Raw genomic sequence first — 17,361 nt, 5'->3', positions numbered from 1 at the left:
CCCAGCACGCTGGTGATCAACAAATCGGCTGGCCCTAAATGCCAGGGCTTGTCAGGGTTGAGGTTGAGCCAGAGGGGTGTCAGGTGTCGAAACAGCCGATCATCGAGTAGGGAGACTCGCCACCAGCAGGGGGTTTGGGCCGGGATAGGTTTGCGGTAGTTCCAGATCAGCGGATCCGTGGGGGCACGGCACTGCAGCGGACTCAAGGCAAAGGCTTTATTCTGGGTCTGGGCGTGCAGGCGATCGCCCAAGGCTTGATCGACGGAGCTGACCAAGTTGAGGAAGAGGGCATGGAGATGCTTGCCGGAAGTGAAGCCGGGGGGAATCGGGGATTCGGGTAGGAGGTTAAGGACAAGGCTATGGGGCACGGTTATGAGAAATTAGTTGCTAAAGCGGAATTCCATATGCACAGGGAGCTTCTGAAGCTCTTGCAAGCCTTCAAATGAATAAAACTCTCCGACCATGCGCACATGACGGATAAGACTCACGGGAGGCATGTTGAGAGTGTCATAACTGAGGACTTGATTTGTGAACATGACATCCAAGGGATTGAGTGGATAGGGAAAGGTAAATTCTTGAGCGGAGTTGCGTTTGGGGGTTGGCAGCTCTTTAACCTCTACTTCTGCTTTGCTCATCCACTTGCCCAATCGAATCCAGTGGGGAAAGGTGATCGGCCTTTCAGAGATGACAAAAAACTCAAATTGGCTTTCAGGAGCAATTTCCTTGGCTCGGCCAAAGCTAGGGATATTCTTCTGGGTTTTCTGCATCTCAACATGGTAGCGATTGTCCGCATATTTCCAGGTGTTGAGGACAGCGGCGTGACGCACAGCCCTGGCAGGAGTAACGTAGATACCTTGCTGATTAAGTGGGGTGAGATGTGCTTCATACATCGGAACCTGTTCAGGACAGAAATAGCGATAGCGGCTTTCCTCTGCAACAGTGGTGGCATACTTTTTACTGTCTACCAGGCCCAAGGCATAGCAAAGGGCATAGTTATGCAACACGGGCTCGGTTTCATAAAGCCGCCCAATCTCCCGTGTGGCGTAATAGAGGCTGTCGTGCAGTTCTAGGATGCAGCGATAGACATGGGGCATGGCTATGACCTCGCGCTAGCGGTTTTTTTCTTGCCAATGTGCTTCTCTGCGTAGGCTTTGGCCTCTTGATCCGCTTGGTTGAGGATTGAGCGAACGCCCGCCTCACTAGCCGTTAAGGCCTTCACGTCTGTGAGGAGGGACTGGAAATCATCCTCAATGAAATCGGTATGCACAATAAATTCCTTGCTCATCAGGGCTTTAATTGCGGTTTTAGCTGCTTGAGCCACATCATCTTCATCTAGAGGGTCGAGGGCTTTGAGAGTACCTGCCGTTTTCATCTGGTCATAGATCGCCTGAGTCCAGCGCAGGTTGCTGACAATTTCACCATCGGCAAACACCACACCAATTAACTCATTCCGAACCCGACCTGTGCGGGTGGTTTGGGCACCATAATGGCGCGTTCTCAGAATATTGTTGAAGACATACAGGAAACTGGCTTCTGTTGGGTCTTTCAGAGTCACGATGCTGGGAAAGAAGACCTGGGGACGGATGTGATCTTGCTGGTTAATGCGGCTAGTCACTTCACCCGGTTTAGAACCCTTTTCGCCTTTAGAGGCCATTGTGCCATTTTCATAGGGAGCATTCAGCGTAAAGGTTTCGTGGGATTCATCAAAGGCAGTGATAGAGAACGCCGTATCTACGACCACCTTGGATTTTTCAGAACCAGAATCACCGATCGCAAACCCGTAGATGATGCAATCGGGATTATCCATGCCAAACTCGACGTTATACTCGCATTCTTCCGGTTTTACAAAACCGTAGGTGCGCAGCAGCTCTCTCCCAACCAGCCGTTCTGGAGTGGATTGCTTGCGCTTAAACATGGATAGGCGACTGATGGTGTTTTTATCTTCCACACCGGCCCGTACCCGTGCTTTATTGAGTTCACCATCGGTTTGAAAAAGTGGGTAAGACTCAGTAACTCGCACAGTCAGGAAGTGGGCGTATTTTCCCATCGGCTTATAGGGAATTTCAGAGTGGAAGAATTTGGAATCGATACTTTTTAGCAAAGCCATAGTCTATGTCCTTTTAAGTTAGTAAAATCGGTCAGTTTCGTTTGAGAGAAACCCCTGAAAGCTACTCAGCTTCATCCTTGTCAGCTTCGCCTTTGGCTTTAAGTTCCTGGTTTTCTTTATCTTGCTCCAGGCGATAGAGAAATTCACAAGTGTTGCGAATGAGGTTAAGCTGGCGACCGGCTAAGCGGGCGCGATCGCCCGCAAAAGCTCTCTCAAATACATCAATCACAAAATAGCGGGCAAAGTCGAGAACGCGTTGGCGCTCTTTTTCGCGATCGCTGACGACCCATCGTCCCTCAGCAGTTCGATTGTGTACGCGATCCATTAACTTATAAATTTCTGCCGCAACTGCCGCAACCAAGACATCACCGTGGAAAACACTAGATTCAGCTTTCAAAATTGTTTCGGCTGCAATGTCAATAGGCTTAAGAATTGCATTGGACTTTGCCCGGTAAAAGTCCTTAGCTTTATAGAACTTGCGATAAAGTTCTGTTAGCTTTTGGGGATGATTCAGCGCTGATTGTGGAGTCACGTTCCATTTATCCTTATCAAAGTTGTAGGTGGCATAGGGGTCAAAACAGGGATAGAAGTGGTGAGCGTAGAGCCTGATTTTTTGCGGGCTAGGGGCATCGGCTTTCTGCCCTCGGCTCCACTTGGCAAGATAGGAAAAGACATAGAGCGGGCTGGTTTCGATATCTTTTGCTAGCTCCGTGAAGCGGCCCCAGTTGGCGTCATAGCCGCCTTTGCCTTGTTTGGCATTGACATCCATATGGATGGCATAGGCAGCGGTCAGCGTATTCAAAGGAGCCGGACGTTTGGTACCGCTCTCATCGGTCCAGCCTTCGAGGATGAAATCGAGTCGGAAGCGGTCTCGACCAACCAACGTTCGGAAGGCATGGGGAGCACTATCGAGAAAGACGCTTTCTTCAAACTCAGCCCCATCCGTAAATGGAGGAATCGGTGACTCAGAGACGACGGTTTTGACATCGAGAATCATCGGAAATGCAAAAGCCAACCAGCTTGGCATCACCCAGGATTCGGTATCGGTGCTATCGCGACCTGGGGGCAGAGCCATGAAGTAGAAGGTTAGCGGTTTATCTTCGGGGTATGAAAGCTTGAAGGTTCGGTCTCGCTTAAAGTTTGGGTCGTCATCAGGCAACTGCTTGCGCTGGGTCAGGTCTTCATCCAGCAAGAAAGCATCCACGGTCTGATACTTTTCACGGCTGAAGTTGGCCTCTAGCTGCTTACTGATGAAGTGATTCCGAATGCTGGTATCAAAGCGGGTTTGGGCAATGTTGCTGTAGGCTCGATGCAGAAACGAATTGGTTTCTGGGGTGAAGTAGTAGGTCGGGTAAAAGTAGAGATAGCGGTATTTGCCATCCTCAAACCGTTTGCCCACGGCCTGGGTTTGGTTCATTAAAATCTGCCGGAGCATCATCTCAATGCCCGCAATGCTGGAGATGTTGCGTTTGGCGTTGGAGCCTCCCAGGTGTTGCTTGTTGGTATAGACCTGGGGCGTAAACAGCACTGCCGATTCCATCTGTTCGCTAACAGAGTAGGGCGAATGAGAGATGGAGCAGATCATCTGCCGTCCTCGCCCTGGCTTTTTAGCCGCGTTGTAGTAAGCCAATTCTTTTAAGAAAACGTCAACCTGCTCTGCCGTTGAAGACTCCTGGGTTTGCCTCGGCAGCATCACCACTTTACCAACCCATTCCCGCACGTCGTCCCAACCATCGGCAACGGGGTACTGAGTCACAACAGGTTGTGTAAGTTGCGTGACATAGGCAATAAAGTTTAGGCCAGTTTGGCGTAAGTCCTCAATACCAGGGTTCTTTTCCAGAAACTTAGCGGCCAGGAAATACCATTCGTAAGGGACTCCGCCGGTATTTCCCTTGAGCTTCAGCTCCTTCAGTTTTTCGTTGATGCGCTGGATTTCTCGAATCTGGGATGAATATTCAGAGAGTTGCCAGAACTCGGCTACCTTGTGAATGATATTTTCGGGCAACACTTCAGGTTTGATGGCTGGAAGCTCCGGCAGGTCTTTTTGCTTCTTGCGAGTTTTAGCCCGTTCCTTGATGACTGTCTCAAGCTGATTGACCCGTTCTCCCCATATTTTGCGGTTGATCAGGTCGCCGAATTCGGCCAGTTGGTCAATGCGGATATCGTCGCTGAATGAGAAGTCGTAGTCAGCAGAAAGGACGCCCCGTTGCTGAAAAACAATCAGGTTTTCGCTGCGCTTAGTGGCAACCGAACCTTTATTAGGGTTCAAAATTCGCAGCGTGGCATCGAGGGCCACCTGCATTAACCCTGGATCGTCAAAAAACAGGTTGTAATAGTCGGCATACTTCATGCCCTTGCCATCACGACCAAACCCTGTCTGACGTAAGCTCAACTGTCCAGCACACAAGGCTTTAATGCCATCTACAACTCGATTAGGAAGGCGATCTGGAGAAATCCTCGGGGCATCACGACTAGCCAAATAAATAGCTCCTGTCGGGAGATAGAGCAGGGTCGTGTAATGTGGATTCTCGGGAGTAATATTTAAGCTTTCATAGGCATCCATCAGGGCATTGTTGACCACATTGGTCAGTACCCCTCGGTTTTCGGAAATGGCGTGGTAAGTGAATCGAAGCTGCCCGTCACTGAGACCATGAATAATGTCGTTGAGGCCTGTATTCTCAGCATCTTGGGGATGTTTAATGATGGAAGCAAGGCGATCGGCTAGGCAAGTGAGGTCGGAAAGGCAACGCAGGGTGCGATCGCGCAAGACCGGATTCAGCCCATCTTCTGACAGATTGAGATTGGTGTCGTTCCGCCGCTGGGCGTTGTAAGCCAGAAACAGCAGGTCATCAAGATACTGTTTCCAATCTTCTGGAGCATCTGGGCAAATGAAGCGATCCAACTCCAGAGTTTTCACCAATATGGTAGTGATCTCCCGATGTTCCTCAATTGAGCGCTTCCGAATATCCCCTTCTGGATCTCGCCGGATCGCCCTGAAGGACTCCGACATTTCGGGAATCAGGTCATAGTCAAATTTCTCAAAGTCATGCAGAATAAAGCCGGATACCAATAGGCGACGCTCTTGTTCTTTGACCAAGCGTTTAACAGTGGTATCGAGCTTTTGCAGTCGCCGCTCGATTAGGTTGGCAGGAAATAATCCATTGAGCAAGTGGGTGTTGAGAGACTGGTCAGCCGCGTTGTCCCGACGAATCGGGTCTTTGCCTGCGGCAATGCGCTGGGGATTGACCACTCGATCCAGATACTCAGCAAAAAACTTGCCACCTTTGGCCGTGACGCCAACGGTGTACTTCAACAGATTGGGCAATACTACTGTCGCAAAATCCTGCATGACAGCATCGCCGGGATTTTGGGTCTGAATGGCTTCCCGTAAGAGTTTGAGAGTGAGGAGTTCACGAGCGGCAGGCTCTACTGTTCTGTCGCTTTCCTCATCTAACTCAAAGTCACCTTCGAGCCAGGAGCCATCAAGTGCTTCAAATTCTGTATCTTCGTTCTGGGTGTCTAGCAATGACAGTTGTTCTGGATTGCTAGACTGATTAGGACGCTCCATGATAGATCTCCTCTAGATCAAAATCTTTTGTAGCGGTTGCTCGGGGTTGCTACCCTAGCAGTTGATCAACCGTGAATTGAATGTCGGTAAATGCCTGAAATGCGATCGCCTGCCCTCGGCGGCAGGTCTGCACCTGCTGGTAGCCTGCGTCACTGGGCTCTCGATATATCTGCACCGCCTTAGCATTGAGATCCACAATCCAGACTTCGACAATGTTGTCTTTGGCATAGAGCGGCACTTTTACCGTACGGTCAAATTCAACCGTGGTATCAGACACTTCAATCAGCGCAAAGACATCGCTGGGTTGAGGATGACCGTTGGCATAGAAGTCAGAGCGCCGCTGCAGAATGGCAAAGTCAGGTTGTGGCTCTGAGCGAGTGCTCAACTGAATGGGGTTTTGCACTCGCACGATCGCCTTTCCCCGGAATGTTCCGACCAGTAGCTCGGTTAAGCGATCTACACAGGCAGCATGTTGCATGCCAATGGGCGACATCTCGATAATTTCTCCCCGAAGTAGCTCAACGCGATCGCGATCGGTCAGAATACCGGACTCGATCATCTGGTGGTACTGCCCCACCGTGAATTTCTTACGCAGAATTTGGACGGTCATGTGGTGGTCACTTTGAATATTTCTGGATAAACGTATCCTGTAAGGGAGCCTTTGAAGTAATCACCAGCTCCCGTTTGATCTAAGCTGCTTGCCTTAAGCCCTTAATGAAGAACTTTTTAGGCGGCTCAGGAAAGAGGTCAAGTTCGAGTTGTTCGTAAACCTGAACCGAAAATTCTTCAATCCGAGATACCTTGACCGAATCCGAGGTATTGCACTCGGATGCATAGGCATCTACGTCGAAGAGGGTAAGTTGATGGTAGGTAGCCATCGGTATAACCTCGCTGTGTTTTTCCGAATGGCAGTGCTTGACTCTAGATAGCTAAAGGAACGTGTGTAACGGATAGAGGTAGCTGTGATAGTTACCTGTCGGCCACTGCGAATCTCTGTCGCCGCTCTAGGAGACTGGCACCACCCAGACGTAATGTAACATGGTTTAACTAGATCAGGGTCGGAAGACAATCTAAAAATTATCGCCTTTGTTTTTGGTACACTAACAAAGTGGGTAAAAAGTGCCTTTGTCCTTCGCCGTATTCCAAGCCCTATAAGGGATTGAAATTTCCGACGCCGCTCTAGGAGACTGGCACCTTCCTCTAATCGCCGTACCCCACAAACCCTTTCAGGGATTGAAGTTACACAACCCATATCTCGCCTCCTTCGCGCCTGAATCGGTGGGCCAGGGTGTCAATCAGCAACGCTGACTGCCCAAACGCCACTGAGTAGGGTGCGATCGCGTCATGGATACTATTGGCATCACTAATGGGATAAATCTGGAAGTGCATGGGTAGCTGCAACCGCAGTCGTACCTCTCGCAATGGTTTGCGCAGCACGTAGCAGACTAGGGCTTGCTTTTTCAATCGCTGATTAATCAAACTAGCCCAGGGATTATCCGGCTGCCAGACCTGTATGCCGAGTAACACCTGTACCTTGTAGGCATCGGCGATCGGCTGAAGGTCGCCAGGGAAAGTAAACTTCCAGTTCAAGCGCTCTTCCCGATAACCCTGCAGCTTCATAAAGCCCAGGCAGTGCTTGAAGCGTCCCTTCGCAATCGGCTGCCCAGTGCGTTCTGCGGTTTCCTGGAGGGTATCCAGGAAGGCAGATTTGTTCCACATCTCAATTTCTAAATTACTGAGTACACCGGGGAGGTCGTAGGTTTTGAAGCGATCGCGCTCATTCGCTTCAGTCAGGTCATACAGCCCGCACTGTAACGGACTAGATCCGCGAAAGCTTCTGGCGTCTTCAGCAATTGGGTTACCCGTTTTTTGTCCCGACAGGTTTTGCCATTCCTCAGCCCAACCTTTGATCCGTCCAAACACTTGACCAAATCGGGCCTCAAAAACCGTTTCGCAGGCTTGTTGAAACTTTTGGACAGACCCTTCGTATTGAGATTTCACCGCAGGATTGGCTAACTGCCGCCCTAGAGCAACTGATTGAACCGCCCCCCAGCGCTTGTAATAGCCCTCAAAGTCATTGATGCGGCGATAGTTTTCACGGATGAGGGTTTGGAAGTGAATGCGATCGCAAACTTCTCCGTCAGTCAATACAGCATCTTCACCTTCAAACAGCCGCTCCATAAAAAAGTTAGGCACCAACGCATAGGCCCTGAAACCATCGAATGAGATGCCTTGAATATTCTTGTCATGACGGCCCAATCGGCCCAACCGTTGAATAAAATTACCTGCATCCGATGACTCAAAAATTAGCAAGTTAATCTTGAAATCAACTCCAACGTCAATGGTGCTGGTACCAATCACCAGATCAGCCGCCAGAGATTCAGCTTTTTCCTGCCCTCCAGACAAACCGGTATTTTCTCGAACGGTCAGCCCGTGCTGAGCAAAGCATTCTCGAAAAACCGGCGTCAGCCGCTTCACCGCCGCAATGGAGTTAAGGATGATAGCTCCCTTGCTGCCGGGGTGTTCTAGAAACTGGCTGAAAATGGACTCCTGATTCTCTTTCAGCCAGGTTTCAGATGCTTTGGATGTCGGTTCCATCGGTATAAAGGTCAGGTCAATAGACCGCGCTACCTGTCGCCAATGGTCTGCCTGTAAAGCCTCTGCTTCAGCCTGAGTCTCTGGAAATTGGTACTTCCCTTCATCAGTGGGATTAATAACCCGGTAGCGAAAACCCGCTTTATTTAAGCGATTCAACAACGAATCGCTGGGCGTTGCCGATAGGAACAAAAACTTCTTGCGCCGATTGGTTGCCTGAATCAGCAGCATTGTATTGAGAACACTGGCAACCTGAGGTGCTGCAAAAACGTGGAATTCGTCGAAGATGAACAAGTCAAAGTCCTTGTCAATACGGTTCCAGAGCTTATCGGGAGTATCTTTATCTGTTAAGTAAGCACCCCGATGCAAGTAATGGAAAATGTCGGGGTTGGTAATGAGGACTTCCGACTGACCTGCACGGGTTGCGATCGCACTACCTTTACGCAAACCTTCATTCTCCGCGTAGATCTCCAGCAACGGACCGCTAAGTCGGTTCACCCGAGGTTCTAGATCCGGTTGAAATGCCTGAATGTAGGATGTTACCTGAAGTTCCTGATCGCGTGCCAGTTCATTGGTCGGGTAGAGCCCCACCGCCGAACACTGCCCCTGCAGAACTGGCCAATAGGCTGCCAGACTTTTACCATCCCCGGTCATTGCTGTGTTAATCACCACATCCACTGCTGGATCGCCCAATGCTCGCACCGTCTCAGTTTGATGCCACATCAATGTCCAATCAGGTGGCAAGCTCCCATGGATTGGAATCTCTGCTGGTGCAGAATAAACCGCTTGTAAATGAACACAGCAATATTTCTCATCATGGCCTTGCCTACGGCCCGCTGTGCAACCTTGAGTCAAAGGACTCTTTTCAACTGGAATCGATTGCATACAATCACCAATAGCACCTGCACTCGTATCACTCTGTTCACCTGCCTTTGAGCATCCCCTAGAATCATTCAAGAAAAATATAACTTTGCCTGAACAAGGGTTTGTTAGCCATTTAAAAATACGCAACTGGGAAAGGACGTGCCGTTACGTTATCCATGCAAGGCACTCGCAAAAAGTTCACCTCTCGATAATCAAAAAATAAATTTAAATTCATCGAAAAATAAAAGTGTAATTGATAAAATCAATCTAGCTCAGAAACAGAGAAAGTGCAAATATAAAATCTTGAGTTTTTATTAAATGCCACGAAAGAAAGAAACCCTAACGCTCTCGGTGCCACCGGGAACCAAAAACAAGTTAGACGCGATCGCTGCCCGTCTCGGAATAAAATGGGGGGAAAGGCCCAGTCCTTCGGGTTTAGTCAGCGCGATCGCTGACTCAAGCCTATATGTTGGTTCTTATTTTAGCTTTAGCCGCGAAGAGATTGAAGCCCTGCAACAAGCCATTAGAGCATTAATCGATTCAGGACAGCCCACCCTCGCAAAAAGTGTAGTTACACTTTTGCTGAATTACGCTCATCTTGAAGCCCCGCTGCGTCAAGAGCTAATCCAAACCGCCAGTCATCCCCTGGACGGATGGCGAATACAAGTAGATCAATACCGCGATCGCCAACAACCATTTCGAGTCCTCTATGCCAATTCGCAAGGCAAGATCCTAGAATTCACGGTTCGATACGCCGAAGTTCAGTTCCATGAGAAGCGGGATTATCTCCAGATCTGGTGCGACGAAACCGAAGACAGTCTTGACCTGCCAGAACTCAAGCACAATCGTTGTCTTCGACTCGAGCGGATTCAAGGGATCCTGGAGGCGACAGGTGAATGGCGAGGATCCTTTAACAGTATCCCCGTTCAGCTTCGGTTCACCAAAGAGATGATCGCAGCCTACAAAGCTAAAGCAGAGGACACTGAAAATGAAGTGATTGAGGCTGACGTTCAGAAACAAATCCCACCCTATCGTAGAGTTACTCGTCAAATCGTTAACCCCTTTTGGCTAATTCGTGAAATTTTACGCTATGGCTCCAGCTGTGAAGTCATTCACCCGCCAGCAATCCGCGATCGTCTCAAGAACGAAATTCAGAAAACACTCCAGCACTATCTTTAGCAGAATGATCAGTATTTTACATTCAGCCTGATCACGGGGATCCTTTCCCAGCATCAGCTTGATGTATTTACGGACAACCTAAATTTCAAGAGTGTCGCCTGACTCAAGACCGAGTTCGTCATTATCTTTACTTTGACAAAACTTTGACAAACAAGCACCATAGGTTGCTGAAGATAGCCAATATTCCTAAACTAAGGAATTCGGCAACATTCGCACGTCACTCCGAAGCAGCGATCGCCCCACGAACTGCCCCCGAGCGATCGCCCCACGTCAAGCCAATTCACTCGATCTCATCACTGTCAAACTCGTCATCATCTTCGTGATCAAACGACTCAAACTCTGCTTCAACCTGGTCACTAGAATCTTCCTTGAGCAGCAGCTTGATGTATTTGCGACCAGTCTTGATTTCAAGGGTGTCTCCAGACTTCCAGCCCAGCTCCCGCATGTATCCGGCCCCGATCACAACATTCCCCGTACTTTGGACAGAGGTGCTGTAAGACAGACTTCGTCCTCTTTTTCCTGCTGACGCTTGACCATCGAGATCAATCCCCTGAGCTTCCAGGAGAGCATTCATAAACTGGGAAAGCCGCACTCGCTCTTTTCCGTTTTTTGACTTCGTGACGTAGCCGCAAGCCTTAGCCTTTTCCGTCTTATTCGACCCGCTCAGTTTCTTGACCTGAGCCAACAGCTCTTTGCCCGTCAGCCGCTCAGCCTTTTGAGCACTTTTTCTCGTTTTCGTTCTTGGCATCCTTCTCAATTCCAATTAACTGCAAGTCGCGATCGCCAGATTTAAAGCTGGATTAACAGACTAAAACAAGTTGGGGCACAAAGTTTTTCACTCTTCTTCCAGCAATTGCTCGGCGATCTCCTCGGCAGAGGAGTCCAGGCTAATTTCCTGATACCCCTTCACCACGCGCTCGTACTTTTTCCACCGGATCACAAGCTCCCCATCCAGCGCCTCGACAATTTCCTCAATCGTCTCCAACCGCGATCGCCCTGGCTGCTCCAGAGCTTGACGAATCGCTGAGGACAAACTCCGGGGGTCATATTCCTTGCCGTCTTTTCTCTCGCGGATCCCTGCGATCAGCTTTGCAAGCTGAAACTTGTTTAGACCCATCGCTTTTAATCGCTGCTGGAGAATAATCTTTTGCATTTCTGCGCATGAGTAAACCATGGTTAGCGTACCTTTTATTGCGTTGCAACGCTACGAATGAGACATATAAGTGCCTGACATAGCCCCTAGTTGTTCTTCTCTCTGGACCTTCGTATTCAAACCTTTCTATCTATTAATTCTATACACAGATTTATTTATTAGGTATACAATAGTTGCTTATTAAGACAACTATTTTGCTATTGATATTTACGTCATGGACCAAAATCAAATAGTTGAGTGCTGCGATCGCATTAAAACTCTGGCTCATCTGTCTAGCCTTAAACCTGCTGGACTCAATCAGAGTTGTCTACTCAGTCCAGCAGACTGGGCTCATGCAGCTGGCCTATCTGAACCGGAACTCAATCGGGCCATTAAGCTAGGGCGTATTGCTCAACGAAAGTTGTACAAAGCCAACAGGGGATTGATCGTTGCGATCGCACTGGAATATCGCACTCAAGCAGATCTCGATGACCTCATCCAGGAGGGTTTCCTGGGACTGATGAAAGCAGCTCGGCGGTTTGACCCGACAAAGGGACACAAGTTTTCTACCTATGCATTCTGGTGGATTCGAGACGCAATACAAGTTGCTGCAAAAAGCAACTTTTTATCAGAGGAGAACCGGAATGAGAATCAGTCCTTTGATAACTTGGGCGATCGCGGGGGGGACCCGCTAGAGCTGCAGGCACAAGGACACACTTGCCCACCGATAAAAGTTGAATCCCCTGAGATTCAGCATCTCCGACAGCAGTTTGGGTTTCTGTCTGAGTATGAGCAGCAACTCCTCCGATACCGCTTCGGACTGGATGGTGAACCGGAATGGACGCTCAAGGAAATTGGGCATGAATTCAACATCTCCCACGAGACCGCTCGACGACACCTCCTGCGTACGATTTCTAAACTCCGCAACATTTACGCTTTCCTAAACTGCGCCTAGTCCTGGATATCCTCCAGGTCAACGGTTCGACCCTTGACCCGCAGGGGACAAATGGGATCCACCTCACTACACACCACGGTATGGGGAACATTGATCGCGACAATACCTCCGATGAACAGAGCCAGAACAACGGAGACGGCATAAAAGCCCGCACCACCCAGGGTCTGACTGACTACTGTGAGGAGATCTACCAGCGATCGCTGGATCTGCTCTAGCTTATTTTGAAACTCTTCCAACTCCTGGAGCTGGTCTGCCACCATTTCCTTCGCCTTCGCCTCCACTTGTTTTTGAACCAATTCATCCACCGTCTGACGCAGCATCCAGATCAGGTGAGATTCTTCTGATACTTCATCAGACGGCTGCAGCAACCGCTCCGCTATTGCGTAGCACTGTCGCTGGACTTGGCTGCGGATGATGGCGTCGATGTGGTCGAGGATGGCGGGGGTGGGGTCTCCCCACTCGGCAAGGCGGCCTGACTCGTTTTCTTGGCGGTGCTCGCTGGTTTGAGTTTTTTGGCGCTTCCGTTTCCACCATTGGCGGCGGCCAACTGCTTTGCTTCGAGTCGTTGAATGCCCTGCATCATCAGGACGTGCGAGTTTCCCCGCATCCCTCGGATCCGATCCACCAGCGATCTCATTTTGTCGTTCACCTGGCCATTGCTATCGAGGATTTGATTCAGGTGATACATCGTCAGCGGTGGGATCATGTCCGCTACCTGGGTCGCCTGAGTCTGGGCGATCGCGTTCGCTAGTTCAAAGGACACTTCCCCTGAACCACTCGCCTCCGTCGCCTGATTTTCAAAAAAGTTATCGCTATTACCGGAAGAGACATCTTCTACATCGACCTTGAAAAATTCAGAGACTTCTCGGTAGGTTTTCCCATCCTCCTCAATCATTTTTCGAGCAACTTTAAATTTCTCTTCTTCTTCTAAAGAATAGCTTCGCTTCGAAGTATTTAGACCACAGGAAGCCATCGTTTGACGAATCGTATTACCTGACAGACTTCTACGACCTCGTCCATACTTCTTACCTAACTCATCCTTGGTAATACCAATCGAACTTGATGCTGTTTCAGTCATTGAGAGACTCCGATTTATACAACTAAGAGGTTATAGTCGGGCCTCAAATAGTTTTCACACCTTTTCTCAAAATTCCCGTCCACACCCTAGAAGTCGATGAAGCTACTGTACTGACGATATGGCCCAAACTATGCACTGCATATCAGCGCTGATATGCACTGAACCTTGCAGTGAAAAGTTGCAGTCTAAAAGCCTATTTTTGAACGAAAGTATCAGTCTCAGTAGAAAATCGGCTCACGCTGAAAACCGCTGTACAGTATGCCCACCTTATTGCTAAATTTTTAAGTCAAATATCTCTGAATGTTCTGCAGCATCTAGACTTCAGAAAAATAGTCAAAATGTTACAACTTGAACCTGACAATCTTGAAAGCCTTAGCATATAATGGCTTGAAAGATTGCAAGAAATCATGCAGTAGATAATCCCAAAAGTTGCACTGCAACTTTTGGTAAAAATAGAGCAAAGTTGCACTGCAACTTTCGTGAATCTTGCAGTGCAACTTTCCAATTTTCATGCTTGAAACTAGAAATGTGCGCCCAGCTCAAGCCAGTCGGTACTACAGCAAGGACAACTTTGCCCGAGCGGAAGCCCTCGAAGACGCCTCGTTATGGATGGGTATCGCTGCTGCATATCTAGGTCTTTCAGAGGACGTTAACCCCAATGTATTAGACGCAATGCTGCGGGGATTTTCTCCTGATGGACAACCTTTGAGGTTTCATGAGGCTCATCACACAGGGCTAGAAATCGGCGCTCTCGATTGTGTTTTCGCTTCACCCAAAAGCGTCTCCCTAATTGCAGTTGTCCAAGGCGATGAGGCCGTCTTAAAGGGTCACAAATTAGCCGTGACATCAGCCCTGGCGATCGCTGAGCAACGCTTCGCCCAAACCCGGATCCGCTCCCAGGGCGATCGCTTTCTCATCAATACTGGAAACTTGGCGATCGCGGTGTTTTGGCATGACACCAGCCGGGAGATTGACCCCCATCTACATTCCCATTGCCTGGTGATGAACTGCACCTATGCAACCCAGAAAGGCGCTTGGTATTCCCTGGACAACCGGAAAATCCACGACCACAAAAAATGGCTGGGACAGCTCTACCAGCATGAACTATCGGTGCAGATGCGATCGCTGGGCTACGTAATCGAGCCCAATCACCAAGGCCAGTTTGAGGTCAAGGGGTTCACCCCGGAACAACTGGCGTATTTCTCCCGGCGATCGCGCCAGATCCAACCCCTCATCACCGATGGCTCCTGGCGCGATCGGCAACGAGCTGGCAGTTTTACCCGCGCTCCGAAAGGCAGTCCACTGGACAAACGTGAGCTGTTGGATTTTTGGGAGCGTGAGTGCCACAGCATCGGCATCGAGTTTCCGGAACCGAAAAGGTCCACTGCGATCGCTCCTTCCACCATCCGGTTCTATGGGGTGGACTCTACCACCAGTGTTGAGGACCAGGAGCAGCAACTGTTCCTGAAAACGCAGGCTACTTTCCGGAAAATTGAGGAGGCGATCGCGGTGAATCTGCCGGTGGTGCCGTTACTGCCCCCTGAACCCAGGTCGCCCCTGCGCCAGGTGCGGAACCTTTTGACCTTCAATCGGGTTGAAGAGGCGATCGCGCTTTTGGATCAGCAGGGCCTGGTGCGGGTGCAAGATGATCCGCAAACTCTTTTGGTGCGCGATTGGGGTAATCTGTCCCCTGAACAGCGGCAGCAGAGCGTTTTGCTCGTTCCCTCTCCAGAACAGGTCATTCCTGAAATCAGGACTGAACTTCAACGTCGGGGTGAACTGGGAAACATCGTTTTGCTAAATCAGGCAGTGGCAAAACCCACATCACGACTGCGGATCGGAGATTTCGTTGAACCCCTCCGCAACTACCAGCGCCGGGGTCTGGAACGAGGGCAGCTCTATCAGGTGCGATCGCTCTACCGGAACTCCCTGGAACTGGAATCTCCGATAGGGGACAGCATTACCACTCGCCATGACTTCCAGTTTCAGGTGGTGGAGGCAAGAGCTTATCCAGTCTGTGAATGGGAGCCCCTGGTCTGGACCTATCCCGATGGAAAACAAGATGAGTTTGCGATCCTCTCGCTGGAAAACGCCTCGGCGTTGATCCAATACCGGGATGGGGACCTCGCCCAGGTGGACATCTCCAGACCACTCCCGGTGCAGTCGGCGATCGCTCGCACGGCATTGCCCCCTGGAAAAGTTGGGGCGGCTTTTGTGCTCTGTCAGGACGAGCTGAACTTGAAAGAAGTGATTCAGCAATGCCGCAGCATCAGGGTTTACGGGAAAGATGTGAAATCTATTATCGAGGCGACTAAAACCTCTATAGCCCGACACGATTCCATTTACGCCCTACGGTGGGCCGTGGAACGAGACCTGCAACAGGAGCAGCCCCTTGGAACAACCCGAGATTTTACAAGCCTTTCAGCGTTTAGAGCACAACATCGACACCAGACTCAACCGCATGGAGTTGACCTTGCTCAACTTTCTAGAGCAGTTAGAAGAAGCGGCCAGTGGCGATCGCTCCAACGAGATGAAAGACTTGCTGGAGCAATTGGTCACCTCCTTAGAAGCCTTCAATCAAAATCTGCAGGAGTCCAACAATATCGACGTGCTGTTGATCCAGTCTGTGCAAGCATTGGAGCAACGATTAACCACCAAATCGCCCAACAGGTAAGCCCCTATTTCCGCGATCGCTCTATCACTCGCACCCTTGCCCCCAGTCTCGCTGTGGCTACCCAGTCCCTACAGCAATACGGGAAAACCCTGGAGGCGAAACGCGGGGCGATCGCTTCTCTTGCTTTATCGGTCAATGCCATGAGCCAGCAGTGGGATCGGCGGGAGCTGCTGGCGATCGCTCAAGACTTTCGGCGGGTGCTGCCCCAAACAAAACTTGCTGTTCAACGCGCTGGGGGATTTGAAATCGAGACGACTTCCTTAGTGTTTCGCGTTGAGGATGACCGCTTTAGGATCCTGTCGAAGCAGGATCGCTCCCCACTCGGGTGGGTGAACGGAGAGGATGTGGCGATCGCACAGTTATCCCAGACAGATTATCGCATTACTCAGAATCTCTTGAAACTACTGACCAAAGAGACGCAACAGCCAAGTAAGCGCCTGAGACTGGGACCTTAAGCAATATAAATAAAAACAGGTCAGAAGGGCATAAAAGCCATACCAAAGCCATCTTTTAGCTTTTTCTCTATATTTATAATGCTTGACAGCTTCAAATCAAACATTAGGATATAATGTGCGTATACACATGTATTGGTGTATTCATGAGAACCAATATTGATTTAGATGAGGCATTAGTCAAGGAAGCCCTTGAACTGACCCAGGTAAGTACCAAAAAGGAATTAGTTCATTTAGCACTTCAGGAATTAATTCGCTCCCGTAAAAAAAAGAGTCTTTTGGATCTAGCGGGTCAAATCCAGCTTGATGAAGACTTTGACCTGGACCAAATGCGAAAAAATCGTCATGCTGCTGATTGACACCTCAGTTTGGATCCTGATTTTCCGCGATCCCACGGGTCAGGTGAAAGCGTCACTCACCAATTTAATTGGTGAGCAAGAGGTGGTACTTTCTCGATTTACCCAATTGGAGTTACTCCAAGGGTGTCGAGACGAAAGAGAATGGGTGACACTGCAAAATTATCTGCAAGGTCAGGATTATTTGGAACCAACAGAGGAGACGTGGGAATTAGCAGCTCGCATTTATTTCGATTTGCGACGGCAAGGAAAAACAGTTCGCAGTTCGATTGATTGCTGTATCGCCCAGTTAGCAATAGAGAATAAGTCTGTCCTGGTTCATTGCGATCGTGATTTTGAGCCCATCACCAAAGTGCGATCGTTGCAAACTGTGTTCTTCTCAGCAGATGGAGACGGAAACA

At 49.6% G+C, this 17,361-nt stretch carries 15 protein-coding genes and 1 pseudogene; 5 read left to right on the top strand and 11 right to left on the bottom strand.

What is annotated here, in order from left to right:
* The 7 genes and pseudogenes from QQ91_RS16615 to cas3 form a co-directional block, all read right to left on the bottom strand.
* Positions 1–368 (bottom strand): annotated as a pseudogene (locus QQ91_RS16615) (CRISPR-associated endoribonuclease Cas6); the annotation flags it as partial.
* A 12-nt stretch (positions 369–380) separates the two neighbouring features.
* Positions 381–1,094 (bottom strand): type I-D CRISPR-associated protein Cas5/Csc1, encoded by a 714-nt coding sequence (cas5d, locus tag QQ91_RS16610; RefSeq protein ID WP_166283200.1) that lies wholly within the window; start codon positions 1,092–1,094, stop codon positions 381–383.
* A 2-nt stretch (positions 1,095–1,096) separates the two neighbouring features.
* The gene (gene cas7d / locus QQ91_RS16605; protein WP_166283198.1) at positions 1,097–2,107 is read right to left on the bottom strand and encodes a type I-D CRISPR-associated protein Cas7/Csc2; all 1,011 of its coding nucleotides are present in this window, start codon (positions 2,105–2,107) and stop codon (positions 1,097–1,099) included.
* Between the two features lie 61 nt (positions 2,108–2,168).
* Positions 2,169–5,675 carry a type I-D CRISPR-associated protein Cas10d/Csc3 gene (cas10d, locus tag QQ91_RS16600; RefSeq protein WP_166283196.1) on the bottom strand — a complete coding sequence of 1,169 codons (3,507 nt, stop codon included), beginning with the start codon at positions 5,673–5,675 and terminating at the stop codon, positions 2,169–2,171.
* A 49-nt stretch (positions 5,676–5,724) separates the two neighbouring features.
* On the bottom strand, positions 5,725–6,285 hold the full coding sequence (locus tag QQ91_RS16595; protein WP_166283194.1) for a Uma2 family endonuclease: 561 nt from the start codon (positions 6,283–6,285) through the stop codon (positions 5,725–5,727).
* Positions 6,286–6,364: 79 nt separating this feature from the next.
* A complete protein-coding gene (locus QQ91_RS16590) occupies positions 6,365–6,553 on the bottom strand; it encodes a hypothetical protein (protein WP_166283192.1) in 189 nt (62 codons plus the stop codon).
* Between the two features lie 361 nt (positions 6,554–6,914).
* Complete coding sequence (cas3, locus tag QQ91_RS16585; RefSeq protein ID WP_236096216.1) at positions 6,915–8,993, bottom strand: type I-D CRISPR-associated helicase Cas3'; 2,079 nt, start codon at positions 8,991–8,993, stop codon at positions 6,915–6,917.
* 459 nt (positions 8,994–9,452) lie between these two features.
* Between cas3 and QQ91_RS16580 the strand changes: the two genes are divergently transcribed.
* Entirely contained in the window at positions 9,453–10,313 is an 861-nt protein-coding gene (locus QQ91_RS16580; protein ID WP_166283188.1) for a helix-turn-helix transcriptional regulator, read from the top strand.
* Between the two features lie 280 nt (positions 10,314–10,593).
* Here QQ91_RS16580 and QQ91_RS16575 read toward each other — a convergent pair whose 3' ends face one another.
* Together QQ91_RS16575 and QQ91_RS16570 are read right to left on the bottom strand one after the other, a co-directional pair.
* A complete protein-coding gene (locus tag QQ91_RS16575) occupies positions 10,594–11,061 on the bottom strand; it encodes an AbrB-like transcriptional regulator (protein ID WP_166283186.1) in 468 nt (155 codons plus the stop codon).
* Positions 11,062–11,148: 87 nt separating this feature from the next.
* Positions 11,149–11,487, bottom strand: a complete 339-nt coding sequence (locus QQ91_RS16570) for a hypothetical protein (RefSeq protein ID WP_166283184.1) — start codon at positions 11,485–11,487, stop codon at positions 11,149–11,151.
* A 193-nt stretch (positions 11,488–11,680) separates the two neighbouring features.
* On the opposite strand from QQ91_RS16570, the gene QQ91_RS16565 reads away from it, so the two are divergent.
* On the top strand, positions 11,681–12,400 hold the full coding sequence (locus QQ91_RS16565) for a sigma-70 family RNA polymerase sigma factor (RefSeq protein WP_166283182.1): 720 nt from the start codon (positions 11,681–11,683) through the stop codon (positions 12,398–12,400).
* On the opposite strand, the gene QQ91_RS16560 is transcribed toward QQ91_RS16565, so the two are convergent.
* Together QQ91_RS16560 and QQ91_RS16555 are read right to left on the bottom strand one after the other, a co-directional pair.
* Entirely contained in the window at positions 12,397–12,768 is a 372-nt protein-coding gene (locus QQ91_RS16560; protein WP_166283180.1) for a hypothetical protein, read from the bottom strand. The two genes, QQ91_RS16565 and QQ91_RS16560, sit on opposite strands and share 4 nt — an antisense overlap.
* An 8-nt stretch (positions 12,769–12,776) precedes the next feature.
* Entirely contained in the window at positions 12,777–13,478 is a 702-nt protein-coding gene (locus QQ91_RS16555; RefSeq protein ID WP_166283178.1) for a hypothetical protein, read from the bottom strand.
* 510 nt (positions 13,479–13,988) lie between these two features.
* On the opposite strand from QQ91_RS16555, the gene mobF reads away from it, so the two are divergent.
* The 3 genes from mobF to vapC all read left to right on the top strand — a co-directional run.
* Complete coding sequence (gene mobF / locus QQ91_RS16550; RefSeq protein ID WP_166283176.1) at positions 13,989–16,607, top strand: MobF family relaxase; 2,619 nt, start codon at positions 13,989–13,991, stop codon at positions 16,605–16,607.
* Positions 16,608–16,750: 143 nt separating this feature from the next.
* Positions 16,751–16,963 (top strand): type II toxin-antitoxin system VapB family antitoxin, encoded by a 213-nt coding sequence (locus QQ91_RS16545; protein ID WP_166283174.1) that lies wholly within the window; start codon positions 16,751–16,753, stop codon positions 16,961–16,963.
* Positions 16,950–17,361, top strand: a 412-nt coding sequence (gene vapC, locus QQ91_RS16540; protein ID WP_166283172.1) for a type II toxin-antitoxin system VapC family toxin, incomplete at its 3' end; no start/stop codon positions are given. The genes QQ91_RS16545 and vapC, both read left to right, overlap by 14 nt.

It is taken from the genome of Lyngbya confervoides BDU141951 (assembly GCF_000817775.3).
Classification (GTDB): domain Bacteria; phylum Cyanobacteriota; class Cyanobacteriia; order Thermosynechococcales; family Thermosynechococcaceae; genus Lyngbya; species Lyngbya confervoides.
This window is presented reverse-complemented; position numbering and strand designations above follow the sequence as displayed.

Excerpts from the sequence above, each read along its gene's own strand:
- cas5d (WP_166283200.1), bottom strand. The coding sequence starts at position 1,094 with ATGCCCCATGTCTATCGCTGCATCCTAGAACTGCACGACAGCCTCTAT.
- cas7d (WP_166283198.1), bottom strand. The coding sequence starts at position 2,107 with ATGGCTTTGCTAAAAAGTATCGATTCCAAATTCTTCCACTCTGAAATT.
- cas10d (WP_166283196.1), bottom strand. The coding sequence starts at position 5,675 with ATGGAGCGTCCTAATCAGTCTAGCAATCCAGAACAACTGTCATTGCTA.
- QQ91_RS16595 (WP_166283194.1), bottom strand. The coding sequence starts at position 6,285 with ATGACCGTCCAAATTCTGCGTAAGAAATTCACGGTGGGGCAGTACCAC.
- QQ91_RS16590 (WP_166283192.1), bottom strand. The coding sequence starts at position 6,553 with ATGGCTACCTACCATCAACTTACCCTCTTCGACGTAGATGCCTATGCA.
- cas3 (WP_236096216.1), bottom strand. The coding sequence starts at position 8,993 with ATGTGGCATCAAACTGAGACGGTGCGAGCATTGGGCGATCCAGCAGTG.
- QQ91_RS16580 (WP_166283188.1), top strand. The coding sequence starts at position 9,453 with ATGCCACGAAAGAAAGAAACCCTAACGCTCTCGGTGCCACCGGGAACC.
- QQ91_RS16575 (WP_166283186.1), bottom strand. The coding sequence starts at position 11,061 with ATGCCAAGAACGAAAACGAGAAAAAGTGCTCAAAAGGCTGAGCGGCTG.
- QQ91_RS16570 (WP_166283184.1), bottom strand. The coding sequence starts at position 11,487 with ATGGTTTACTCATGCGCAGAAATGCAAAAGATTATTCTCCAGCAGCGA.
- QQ91_RS16565 (WP_166283182.1), top strand. The coding sequence starts at position 11,681 with ATGGACCAAAATCAAATAGTTGAGTGCTGCGATCGCATTAAAACTCTG.
- QQ91_RS16555 (WP_166283178.1), bottom strand. The coding sequence starts at position 13,478 with ATGACTGAAACAGCATCAAGTTCGATTGGTATTACCAAGGATGAGTTA.
- mobF (WP_166283176.1), top strand. The coding sequence starts at position 13,989 with ATGCTTGAAACTAGAAATGTGCGCCCAGCTCAAGCCAGTCGGTACTAC.
- QQ91_RS16545 (WP_166283174.1), top strand. The coding sequence starts at position 16,751 with ATGAGAACCAATATTGATTTAGATGAGGCATTAGTCAAGGAAGCCCTT.